Annotated in this window: 9 protein-coding genes; 5 read left to right on the top strand and 4 right to left on the bottom strand. The window is 49.0% G+C overall.

Annotated elements, in window-relative coordinates; translation table 11 throughout:
* Window positions 1–7: 7 nt before the first annotated feature.
* Both uraH and KU854_RS04285 read right to left on the bottom strand, forming a co-directional pair.
* The gene (gene uraH / locus KU854_RS04290; RefSeq protein WP_218357221.1) at window positions 8–358 is read right to left on the bottom strand and encodes a hydroxyisourate hydrolase; all 351 of its coding nucleotides are present in this window, start codon (window positions 356–358) and stop codon (window positions 8–10) included.
* A 177-nt stretch (window positions 359–535) separates the two neighbouring features.
* On the bottom strand, window positions 536–1747 hold the full coding sequence (locus KU854_RS04285) for an MFS transporter (RefSeq protein WP_218357220.1): 1212 nt from the start codon (window positions 1745–1747) through the stop codon (window positions 536–538).
* A 996-nt stretch (window positions 1748–2743) separates the two neighbouring features.
* Between KU854_RS04285 and potE the strand changes: the two genes are divergently transcribed.
* Both potE and adiA read left to right on the top strand, forming a co-directional pair.
* Window positions 2744–4084, top strand: coding sequence for a putrescine-ornithine antiporter (potE, locus tag KU854_RS04280; protein WP_218357219.1), 1341 nt, complete (start codon window positions 2744–2746; stop codon window positions 4082–4084).
* A 235-nt stretch (window positions 4085–4319) separates the two neighbouring features.
* Window positions 4320–6617 carry an arginine decarboxylase gene (adiA, locus tag KU854_RS04275; protein WP_218357218.1) on the top strand — a complete coding sequence of 766 codons (2298 nt, stop codon included), beginning with the start codon at window positions 4320–4322 and terminating at the stop codon, window positions 6615–6617.
* 226 nt (window positions 6618–6843) lie between these two features.
* On the opposite strand, the gene KU854_RS04270 is transcribed toward adiA, so the two are convergent.
* Together KU854_RS04270 and KU854_RS04265 are read right to left on the bottom strand one after the other, a co-directional pair.
* The gene (locus KU854_RS04270) at window positions 6844–7728 is read right to left on the bottom strand and encodes a sulfotransferase (protein ID WP_218357217.1); all 885 of its coding nucleotides are present in this window, start codon (window positions 7726–7728) and stop codon (window positions 6844–6846) included.
* A 133-nt stretch (window positions 7729–7861) separates the two neighbouring features.
* Window positions 7862–8608 (bottom strand): glutamine amidotransferase-related protein, encoded by a 747-nt coding sequence (locus KU854_RS04265; RefSeq protein ID WP_218357216.1) that lies wholly within the window; start codon window positions 8606–8608, stop codon window positions 7862–7864.
* Window positions 8609–9008: 400 nt separating this feature from the next.
* Here KU854_RS04265 and uvrY point away from each other — a divergent pair, with 400 nt between their 5' ends.
* Genes uvrY through pgsA form a run of 3 tightly spaced genes read left to right on the top strand, consistent with a single transcriptional unit; the run spans window position 9009 to window position 12089 of the window.
* Window positions 9009–9653: a UvrY/SirA/GacA family response regulator transcription factor gene (uvrY, locus tag KU854_RS04260; RefSeq protein WP_054778984.1), complete on the top strand. Its 645-nt coding sequence runs from the start codon at window positions 9009–9011 to the stop codon at window positions 9651–9653.
* A gap of 6 nt (window positions 9654–9659) precedes the next feature.
* Window positions 9660–11495, top strand: coding sequence for an excinuclease ABC subunit UvrC (gene uvrC, locus KU854_RS04255; protein ID WP_255555413.1), 1836 nt, complete (start codon window positions 9660–9662; stop codon window positions 11493–11495).
* Between the two features lie 42 nt (window positions 11496–11537).
* Window positions 11538–12089 carry a CDP-diacylglycerol--glycerol-3-phosphate 3-phosphatidyltransferase gene (pgsA, locus tag KU854_RS04250; RefSeq protein WP_218357214.1) on the top strand — a complete coding sequence of 184 codons (552 nt, stop codon included), beginning with the start codon at window positions 11538–11540 and terminating at the stop codon, window positions 12087–12089.
* Window positions 12090–12166: the final 77 nt, after the last annotated feature.

The raw sequence follows: 12166 nt of genomic DNA, 5'->3' as shown, positions 1-12166 counted from the left end.
TTGATACTTATTCCCGGTAGATAGAATAGCCGTAAGGGGAAATCATCAGGGGAAGGTGGAAATCCTGCGAATGGTCTGCGACACCGAAGCGGATAACAATGTCGTCAAGGAAAGGGATTGGCGCAAGGGGCGTGTTGGATCTAACAAAGTAGGCCATGGTGGAAAACACCAGTTGGTATTGGCCGGAGGTAAAATTGGCACCTTCCAACAGGGCGCGGTCAGTCGTGCCGTGGATGTTGCTGACGGTGCTGTGCAACGGCTCCAGTCCATCTTCGCCGATACGATATAGCGCAATTTTTACACCACTGGCCGGGAGTCCTTTGGTGGTGTCTGTCACACGTGTCGTCAGTTTTCCCATAACCATCACTCCGGAGACAATTGTCGACGTCCTTTATTTGTACCCTAGCACTGGTTTGCAAAAATACAGAATACCGGATGGTGAAAGTTTGAGCAGTCTCTTGTGTGTTAAATTTGTTTTGCAACCAAAAGGATAAAGCGGGCAACCGAGATCTTTTTCTCTCAGTTGCCCCATTTGTTATGCGGGTTGGATGACAGGACGGGTTACTGGCTTGTCATTGATTGGCAAGTGAAGCAATGCCGCGACGATGGCAAGAATCACTGTCGTCCACCAAATAGGTGTGTATGAGCCGTAGTGGTCGAACACGCGCCCACCGACCCAGGCACCAAGGAAACTGCCTATCTGGTGGGTAAAAAAGACCAGTCCGTAGAGGGTCGACATGTATCTTGCCCCGAAGATCTGGCGTACCAGTCCAGAAGTCAAAGGTACGGTGCCGAGCCAGCAAAAACCGATAGCAGCACCGAAGACAGTCGCACTTTGGGTGCTCAGTGGCACAGTAACAAAAAGCGCCAACACGATTGCACGCATGGTGTAGAGCGACGTCATTACATAGCGCTTGTTAAAACGGTCTCCCATCAGCCCCCAGAAGTAAGAGCCGAAAATATTGAAGATACCGACGTAAGCCAGCGCCATGGCAGCAGTGTTACCGGGTAACCCTTTGTCGGCGATATAGCTTGGCAAGTGAGTGGCAATGAACATGACCTGGAAACCACAGACAAAAAAGCCCGCGTGGATCAGCCAGTAGCCAGGATGACGGAATGCTTCTGCCAGTGCCTCGCGCAGCGTCTGGTTGTCATTCGATGCTGCGGCAACCCCGGCGTGTTTGTTTGCTGTGTTAACAAATGCAGAGAAAGCCACGATAAGCGCCGCTGCCATAGCAAATACCTGCATGGCGGTCTGCCAGTCAAAGTTTGCCAGCAGGCTTTGTGCACCAGGGATGACGGCAAACATACCAAACGAACCGGCGGCCGTTGTCAGACCAAAAGCTTTGGCGGTGTGTTCTGCAGGCACTACTTTGGCGATAGCACCCAGCACAATCACATAGCTGGTGGCACTAAGGCCAAAACCGACCAACATACCCATAGAGAGATAGAGAATGCTGCTGTCGGTGGCGATGGATGTCAGGTACAAGCCCAGCGCATACGCAACACCGCCGAGGGCGACAACACGTTTCGCGCCAAATCGGTCTGCTGCCATGCCAACGAAAGGTTGGAATGCACCAAAAAGAAGGTTCTGCACGGCAATAGCAAGGCTGAAAAACTCACGACCGGATTGGAATGTGTCGCTGATTGGCATCATAAAAATGCCGAATGATTGCCTGATCCCTAGGCTGATAATCAATATCCCTATCCCCAGCCAGACCAGAGGTGGGAATCGGAAAATACTCATGGTGTTACCTTAATTGTGTGTGAAGCCGGGTTTGTGTGAGAGGGGGCAGTGTGTCCGCCTGAATTGTGCTGGTGACATCCCCCGTCAACGGCGTATGCGCTCAATGCCTGCTGCAAGGGTGTGCAGTGATGCACGACAACCAGCACAGTGATCAGCAGTAAAAACCACCTAACCAGTTGTGCGACCAAAGATTGGGAGTACATAGCATCCTCACATGTAGAAAGGCGCGTAGGGTAGTGAGTCAGGCAATATGATGCAAATGAATTAAATGCAAAACATTCATGCGTCATGCGCATTTTAAAGATGCTTCGCTATGCACGCTGTTGAGTTACTACACAGGATACGTTTTAGGAATCGGGAAGACATGCCGTTTTTCATTGGCATATCTGGTTGATATTTAGGCAGTGAAATGGAGGTGTTCGAATAACAAAGATCAAAATTGGAAAATTCGCAGTGCATAAAATTGCAATATAAGTGCGTATGCCTTGTGTGTTTTGTGCTTGTTAATCTGGTTGAGTTATTGCTGCTTTTATCTGTAACTTACTGATCTTTAAAAATTGCGTGATGTGAATCACATTTTGTTGGGGTGGTTTTTTGTCATGTTTGAACGAATTGTGAAATTGAATAGAGATTTAGATTGCATAAATCGCCCGGATTTATGCAACGGATGATTTCATTTTTGGGGGTTTAAAAAAATCTAAAAAAGACAAAAATAGCGCTCACCAACAGGGTGGAACCCATCCTTTTGGTTTCATGAATATTCTGCGGAGTTTCAGGGTATTCACCGATGGACATATTCACGTTGTGGTTGATGTGAATATCACTGAATAAGAGCGTTTTCGTAATTTCTGTATATACCCAAGTTACCTTATCTTCAGGTTGTTTTGGTATATCACCAATTTCAATTCTTGCCCTATATATCAGATGCCAGGGACTTGGCTGGTTATATCGACTTTTTAATCAAAATTTGTCTTATCTGAATTAAGGGTTATTAAAATGTCTTCGGATGCCAGTAGTAAAAAAATGGGATTGGTTGGCCTAACCGTTCTCGTTGCAGTAAATATGATGGGTTCCGGTATTATTATGTTACCGGCGAGTTTGGCACAGGTTGGTGCTATTTCACTTCTTTCATGGGTAGTAACGGCACTAGGTGCAATGTGTATTGCCTATACCTTTGCGAAGTGTGGTGCTTTTTGTAAACGTTCAGGTGGTATGTCTGCCTATTCTGAAGAAGCGCACGGAAAATCTTCTTTTTTCATTTCTTCATACACCTATTACGTTTGCCTCGTAATTAGCTGTGTCGCCATTGCAGTATCAGCGGTTGGTTACATCAAACCGTTTATGCCTTGGCTTGATACACCAATGCACACCTTCTACGGCGTTGTTGCTATCCTGGTTCTGACCATGGTAGCGAACTTCGGTGGCCCTAAAATTACCGGTCAAATCTCCTCTGTGACTGTATGGGGTATCATCCTGCCAGTATTGGGTCTGTCTCTGATTGGCTGGTGGTGGTTCGATCCACAAACCTTCATGTCAGCCTGGAACCCACACCATGACACAACCATTCACTCAGTGTCTTCTGGTATCGCATTGACCCTGTGGGCTTTCCTGGGTATTGAATCAGCCGGTGCAAACTCGGATGCAGTAGAAAACCCAGAACGCAACGTCCCACTGGCAGTGCTGTTCGGTACAGGTTTCGCAGCAGTTGTGTACATCCTGTCTACCACTGTTATCCAAGGTATTATTCCAAACGCAGAACTGGCTAACTCTACAGCGCCATTTGGTCTGGTATTGAGCCACATGTTCAACCCAACCGTTGGTAACATCGTTACCCTGGCTGCAGTAACCGCATGTATCGGTTCTCTGTTGGGCTGGCAGTTCACTAACGCCCAGGTTTCAAAAGCAGCAGCGGAAGAAGGTCTGTTCCCAATGATCTTCGCGAAAACCAACCGTTTCGGTGCACCTATCATGGGTATGCTGATCATGTTGGCGGCAGAGCTGGTACTGGCAGTGATGACTATCTCTCCAGACCTGGTCAACCAGTTCAACGCATTGCTGAACCTGGCGGTATTCGTAAACATGGTGCCTTACATCCTGTCTATGACTGGCCTGGAAGTGATGCTACGCAAGAACCACGTTACACCTGCCCAATATAAACTGGGTGCGACAGTCGGTACTTTGGGTGTTATCTACAGTATCTACGGTGTTTATGCCTGCGGTGCAGATGCAGTATTCGGCGGTACTATCCTGACTCTGTTCGGATATATCTTCTACGGCTTCATTGCAGCACGTGATGTAAATAAAAAAATCACTAACGAAACAGAAGTTAAAGCATAAGAAATAAAAAATAAAACAAACTCTGTACCCTAAAGAATTAAATGGCCGACCTTAATGTTCTCTCCAGTTATTGGGGTTGGCCATCCTTTATCCAAAAGAACTGAATAAGATTTATTTTATTCGAAATTGAAATATTAATTAACGTTAATCACTCTGCCTGACTTGTTTATTTCTCAATAAAAAAGCCATCCAAAGCGTTGACGCTGAAAAGCAAACAGCAGATTAGGTAATTATTATGAGCAACAACTTCAGCAAAATGCGGACTCTGGTTGTAGAGCCACAAAATATTGATCCAAGCAGCTATGCAGCGCGCACTACCCGTGCACTCGTCGAAGAATTAACAAACCGTACGATTGAAATTATTTCAGCGACCTCGTACGAAGATGCCAAAGCGGTCATTTTGGCTTCTCAAATCGACAGTCTGGTGCTGACTCTGGACAAATCTGAAGAACAGATCATCGATTCCCAGGAAGAAGTTGACCTGCTCAACATGTTGAAAGACCGTCAAAGCGAAGTGCCTGTATTCCTGCTGGCAGAACGTGCGCGTACTTCAATCCTTGCCAACCGCAAACTGATGGAACGTGTAGACGAATGTTACTCCGTTCTTGAAGACACCGCAGACTTCGTTGCAGGCCGTATCGTTGCTGCAATGAAACGTTACCGCGAGCAAGTGCTGCCACCGCTGATGAAAGCGATGATGCAGTACAACGATATCCACGAATATTCATGGTCAGCGCCTGGCCACCAAGGTGGTATCGGTTTCACCAAAACCCCTGCGGGTAACCAGTTCTACCAGTTCTACGGCGAAAATCTGTTCCGTACCGATATGGGTATTGAACGTGCCGCTCTGGGTTCACTGCTTGACCACACCGGTGCATTCAAAGACAGCGAAGTGGAAGCGGCGAAAATCTTCGGTGCTCATGAGTCTTACTCTGGTATCGTCGGTACTTCCGGTTCAAACCGCACCATCATGCAAGCGTGTTTGAAAGATGACGATATCGCGATCATCGACCGTAACTGTCACAAATCCATCGAGCAAGGCCTGATCCTGACCGGCGCACGCCCTGTCTACATGGCTCCAACCCGTAACTGCTACGGCATCATCGGTCCTATCAGCCAATCCACCATGGCTGCTGCAAACATCGAGAAGAAAATTGCAGAAGGCAAACTGACCAAAGACGCACGCAACAAAAAACCAAAATACGCGGTTGTGACCAACTGTACATATGACGGTATGGTGTACAACTCAGAGCACGCAGAATCACTGCTGAGCGAAAGCTCAAACCGCATTCACATGGATGAAGCATGGTTTGGTTATGCGCGCTTTAACCCTATCTACAAAGGTCACTACGCAATGCGTGGCGATGCGAAAGACCACAAAGGTCCAACAGTATTCGCGACGCACTCAACCCACAAACTGCTGAACGCCCTGTCACAGGCTTCATACATTCACGTTCGTAACGGTGAAGATGCTATCGACTTCGATCGCTTCAACCAGGCGTACATGATGCACACTTCAACGTCACCACTGTACGCTATCTGTGCGTCTAATGACGTTGCTGCGAACATGATGAAAGGCCAGAGCGGTCTGTCCCTGACCAGCGAAGTGATCCGTGAAGCGGTTGTGTTCCGTCAAAACGTTCGCAAACTGTACAACGACTACACCGCTGACGGTGACTGGTTCTTCAAACCTTGGAACGCTGAGGTTGTGACCGAAACCAACGGCGACAAAGTGAAGTTCGAAGATGCCTCTGTTGAAGCGCTGATGACCGTTCAGGACAACTGGATCCTGCATCCAGAAGACAAATGGCATGGCTTCGACAAGATGGATCACGACTGGTGTATGCTTGACCCAATCAAAGTGAGCCTGCTGACTCCTGGATTGGATGACAAAGGCCAGTTCCTTGAGAAAGGTGTACCGGCAGCACTGGTGAGTGCTTACCTGGGCCGCTTTGGTATCGTCCCAACCCGTACTACTGACTTCCAGGTGATGTTCCTGTTCTCTATGGGTATCACCAAAGGTAAACGCGATACCCTGGTTAATACTCTGCTGTCGTTCAAACGTCACTACGACAACAACGCATCACTGGATACTCTGCTGCCAGAATTGGTTGAGAGTGCACCTGAAGTGTACAAAGGCATGGGCCTGCGTGACCTGGGTGACCGCATGTTCCAATACCTGGTTCGCCACAACCCAGCACAGGTATTGAACGAAGCGTACTCAACACTGCCAGAAGTAGAGCTGAAACCACGTACTGCTTACCAGCACATTGTGGCTAACGAAGTGGAACTGGTCCCTTCAGACAAACTGGAAGGCCGTGTGGCTGCACACTCAGTGATCCCTTACCCACCAGGCATCCCAATGCTGATGGGTGGTGAAAACTTCGGTCACGAAGACAGCCCACAAATCCAGTACCTGAAAGCACTGGAAGCATGGGATGACGAATTCCCAGGTTTCGAACACGAAACTGAAGGTGCGGAAAAAGAACACGGTAAATACCATGTTCTGTGTATCAAACAAGACGCGCTGTAATCGTTAGATACAAGAAGCGAGATAAGAGAAATTAGACAGGAGACAGGAGACAGGAGACAGGAGACGGGAGATAGAAGATGGGAGACAGAAGATGAGAAACGAGTCTCTAATCTCTAATCTCTAATCTCTGGTCTCTGGTCTCTGGTCTCTGGTCTCTGGTCTCCGATCAGACAACGCCTTCCACCACTTGGTAGAAGGCGTTTTTTCATTCAGGCTTTCGAAGTGGCTATGAAGCTGGGCACCAGGTGTAAACCGTGTTGATGTCGGTGGCAGGCATTTTGAGTACCTTATTGCTGCAGCGGATGTCGTTGTGCGATAACGCCGCTTCAACCGAGGCATCCGGCGCCAGTCGGGCATGATCAAGAATCCTTGCCATCACCATTTGTGGGCTGGCGACGAAGTCTTCGTAATTCACTGTCAGTAAATCAATCCCCAGTTCGTCCGCTTCGAGTTTGGTGGTCTGGATCAGCTTGTTGAGCTGGAAAGCGGTGCCAGCCACGGCATGGTGCCGCAGTTGATCGTACATCGCCAACTCCTGCAATGAGTATGCGCCGCGCCACCACAGAAGGTGCTTACCCAGATATTCCCACTCTTCGGTGGAGATCATCGAGTGCACCGTGGATGCAGGGTCACGCACCACATGCACAAACCGCGCATCGGGAAAGATGCTGTGCAAAAAGCAAAGGCGGCTTGGGCCGGTAAAACGCAGCGAGAGTTTGGATTTTCCGGACAAGTCTACCCGGCGGGCAAGAGTTTCCTTGATTGCAGCAATTTCAGCCGGGGTAGCGTGCTTTCCGCGCAGAAAGCCGCGGTGGAAATCAATTTCTTCTCGGGTTATGTCATCCCAGAAATTAATCGCTTCTGTTGGGGCAGGAGAGAATTCACGGGATAACGCGCCAAGCAGGGGAGAGCGCTTGTAGGCATTACTGCGCCATGAGGATGCACGTTTGAAAAGCCGGTGTTGAAAATCAGAGCGGGGATGCTTTTCAAAGTTCTCATCCAGCCAGCACAGGGCGTTGTGGTGGAACACGATATCAGAAATCAATGTCACGCCGGAGCGTGGCGGCCCCACAAAGATAAGAGGCTGACTTAACGTAGCTTGATGTGACATGGCAGTGCTCCCTTCACGGTTTCTAACCTGAAGGGAGCAAAATCAATGCCATTAAAAAGGATGTTTTAACTCAAGGAGTTAATAGCGCGCTTTGTGCGGTAAGCCATCTTGGGTTGCAATTTGAAAATGCAAATTAATAGACGGCATTACGATTTATTGGATAGCGAGACTCAAGCTGCTGGCAAAATTCGAAGATGAGGGAGATTGCCTGGCAACGGTCGCCTTCACCAAAGTGATGGACACTGTCGATAGCGCGATCAATGACATCGTTGCCTGCCTTTTCACGTAGCCGGTCAATCAATTGCAGAATAAAACTGGGAGTGAATTCAGGGTGGCACTGCATGGTCAACACTTTGCCTTGCTGGTGGGTAATCGCGACAGGACAAAACGTTGAGCCTGCGACGACAGAAAGGGCGGGGGCGGGTTCGATCACCTGATCCTGATGACAGGCAATCAGGTTCAGGGTTTGGTTATCCGGTACTGAAAACGTTTCTGCAGTGCCCTTGGTTTTGATGGGGTAAACCCCCATTCCCCAACCCTTGTCGGATTTTTCAACCGTGCCGCCCAGTGCGTGGTGAATAAGCTGGTGGCCAAAGCACACGCCGAGAAGGGGAACGTTTTCCTGGTAGCAGGTTTGAACAAAAGCGGCGGCTTGGGAGATCCAGGGATCCTGATCGTATACCCCCCATTTGCTGCCGGTAACCAGCCAAAGGTCGCAGGCGTGTGGCGAGTCAGGAAACTCGTTTTCGAAACAACGGTAGGTGTCGACAGCGGTGATCAGACTGCCTTCAAACATGCGCTTGAAGGCGTCGTCATAGTGCCCATAGACCGGGATCGAGTCCGGATAATGGTCGTCACAAAGCATAATTCCAAGTTTCATCATTTTGTTCTTATCGTGAGAATCTGATGTAGATAGTGGTGATTTTTCTGTGCTTTAAAGTGTAAGCAAAAACGAATGTCAGGGTGGGCGGACTTGTTATGGTCGTGGTGCATATCGTTTTGTGTATTGAAAAGTGGATATGTTGGGAAAATGTCGATTGCTAGAGATAAAAACTAAGCATAAGTAAATTAAGAAAATTTTGTTTAACTAACGGGTGGTTAGACTAATTTTACCTACCTGTGTGGTTAAAATCTGACTAAATGCCTGTAAAAACATGCTCTCTTACACAGAATCAATGTGTTCGGTCTTTTATTGTTGGGTTAAACTCAAGTAATATGCAGCGAAAAGTCGGGCGCCATTCAGGCGCATGGCGAGCCAAAATCATAGTGGAGAAACAAGCTTGATTAGTGTTTTCCTTGTAGATGATCACGAGCTGGTTCGCACAGGGATACGTCGTCTTCTTGAAGACGTACGTGGTGTTAAAGTGGTAGGGGAAGCCGAAAGCGGTGAGGAAGCAGTCAAATGGTGTCGTAGCAATCATGCCGACATTATTTTGATGGATATGAATATGCCCGGTATCGGCGGTCTTGAAGCGACTCGGAAAGTGCTTCGCTATAATCCCGATGCAAAGATTATCGTTCTAACTATACACACAGAAAACCCGTTCCCGACCAAAGTGATGCAGGCCGGTGCTGCGGGGTATCTGACCAAAGGCGCTGGTGCCGATGAAATGGTGAATGCTATCCGTGCGGTTAACAGCGGTCAGCGTTACATTTCTCCTGAAATCGCCCAGCAGATGGCACTTAGCCAGTTTTCACCTGCACAGGAAAATCCGTTCAAGAATCTCTCCGAGCGTGAGCTTCAGATCATGATGATGATCACCAAAGGACAGAGAGTGACTGATATTTCAGAGCAGTTGAGCTTGAGCCCTAAAACCGTGAACAGCTACCGTTACCGTCTGTTCAGCAAATTAGGGATCAACGGCGATGTTGAATTGACCCACTTGGCGATTCGACATGGTATGCTGGACACAGAAGCACTCTAATTACCTCTGTTCGCTGTGTTTGATGCCAAAAATTTCTTAAAAACCGTTTCAGATAAGCCGGGCGTCTATCGAATGATGGACGCCTCCGGCGAGATCATTTACGTCGGTAAAGCCAAGTCGCTGAAAAAGCGGCTTTCGAGCTATTTCCGCCAGAATGTGGCGGGCGAGAAGACCCGGGCATTGGTGAAGAATATCGCCAATGTTGAAGTCACCATCACACACAGCGAAACAGAAGCGCTGATCCTCGAGCATAACCTCATCAAGCAGCACCTGCCGCGTTACAACGTGCTGCTGCGTGATGACAAGTCTTATCCGTACATCTTCCTTTCTGCCAGCAAACATCCAAGGCTTTCGGTTCACCGTGGCGCGAAAAAGCGTAAGGGCGAGTATTTCGGCCCGTTTCCGGATGCCAGTGCGGTGCGGCAAAGCCTCTATTTGCTTCAGAAGATTTTTCCCGTTCGCCAGTGTGAAGATTCGGTTTATGCCAATCGCACCCGCCCTTGTTTGATGTATCAAATCAAACGCTGCGCTGGACCTTGTGTGGCAGGTATTATCTCGGATGAGGATTACGCTGAGCTAGTGAACTTCACCCGCCTGTTCCTTCAGGGGAAAGACAGACAGGTGATTTCGACGCTGGTGGAAAAAATGGAAGTGGCAAGCCAGTCGCTGGCCTTTGAAAAAGCCGCGTTATACCGTGACCAGATCCAGGCGTTGCGCCGCGTACAAGAGCAGCAGTTTGTCTCCCAGAACAGTGATGACGATCTGGATGCCATCGGGGTGTCGATAGAAAACGGCATCGCCTGTATCCACGTGCTGTTTTTGCGTCAGGGCAAGGTGTTGGGTAGCCGCAGTTATTTCCCGAAAATGCCTGCCGACACGGATATCAACGAGTTGGTCTCGAGTTTTATCGGCCAGTTTTATGTCAACCAGGCGGAAGGCCGCACAATTCCAACCAGTATTCTGGTAGGGCAGGATTTGGGTGATGAACTGGATACGCTGGCGAAAGCGTTGTCAGACATTGCCGGCCGTAAGGTTTCCCTGCAGTCCAAGCCTCGTGGTGCACGTGCCCGCTTTCTGAAGCTGGCACAAACCAATGCTGCGACAGCGTTGACCAGCAAAATCAACCACAAGATGACCATCCACAACCGCTTCAGCGTGCTATCGGAAACGCTTGAGCTTGATTCTGTCAAACGGATGGAGTGTTTTGATATCAGCCACACCATGGGTGAACAAACCGTCGCGTCCTGCGTGGTGTTCAACCAGGATGGCCCACTCAAACAAGAGTATCGCCGCTATAACATCACGGGTATTACCGGCGGTGATGACTATGCTGCGATGGCGCAGGTTTTGGAACGCCGTTACAGCAAACAGGCTGACCCAGAAAAAATCCCGGACATCATTCTGATCGATGGGGGTAAAGGGCAACTTAACCGCGCCTGGCAAGTGGTAAAACCCTTGATGGCAGACTGGCCGAAACACCCTCTGATGCTGGGTGTAGCAAAAGGCACCACACGTCGCCCAGGGCTTGAGACTCTGATTAAAGTCAACGGTGAGGAGTTCTCGCTGCCGAGTGATTCACCCGCGCTGCACCTTATCCAGCATATCCGCGACGAAAGCCACAACCATGCGATTTCCGGTCACCGTGCTCGCCGTGCTAAAGCACGTAAGAGCAGTGTGCTGCAGGAAATTGAAGGGGTGGGGCCAAAACGACGTCAGGCGTTGTTGAAATATATGGGCGGAATTCAGGAGCTTAAGCGCGCTTCTGTTGAAGAAATAGCCAAAGTGCCCGGAATTAGCCGTGTTTTGGCTGAGAAGATTCATTCCTCATTGCAACAGCAATGACTTTCAAGCACCATAGGCCGTCACTCACGAAAAATTACAACTATGCGACTGAACATCCCGATTATTCTGACTCTGGCACGCATTGCATTAATTCCTGTTTTTGTTGTCGCGTTCTACCTTCCATACTCCTGGTCAGCCTTTGCAGCCGCCCTGATTTTCGTTATCGCCGGCTTTACTGACTGGCTTGACGGTTACCTTGCCCGCACGTTGAAGCAAACCACCCGATTTGGTGCTTTCCTTGACCCCGTTGCAGACAAAGTGATGGTGGCTATTGCCCTGGTGCTCATCACCGAGCATTTCCACTCCGTGTGGGTGACCATTCCAGCGGCGACCATGATTGCCCGTGAAGTGATTATTTCGGCCTTACGTGAGTGGATGGCAGAACTGGGTAAACGCGCCAGTGTCGCAGTTTCATGGGTCGGAAAGTTCAAAACGGCAGCACAGATGTTCGCACTGACGATGCTGTTGTGGCGTGACAGTGAGTGGATTATCTATATCGGTTATGCTGCGCTCTACGTTGCTACCGCGCTGACCTACTGGTCGATGTATCAGTACTTGCTGGCAGCAAAAGACGATTTGCTAAACGCAGACTAATAACCGATTCAGTTCAGTTTCTGATTAAAGGCCGCGAAAGTGGCCTTTTTTGTGTCTGGCGAATATGCGCCAGACAA

Origin of the sequence: Enterovibrio paralichthyis (genome assembly GCF_019209835.1) — a bacterium.
Classification (GTDB): domain Bacteria; phylum Pseudomonadota; class Gammaproteobacteria; order Enterobacterales; family Vibrionaceae; genus Enterovibrio; species Enterovibrio paralichthyis.
The sequence above is the reverse complement of the archived record's forward strand: the minus strand, read 5'-3'. Positions and strand labels throughout refer to the sequence as shown.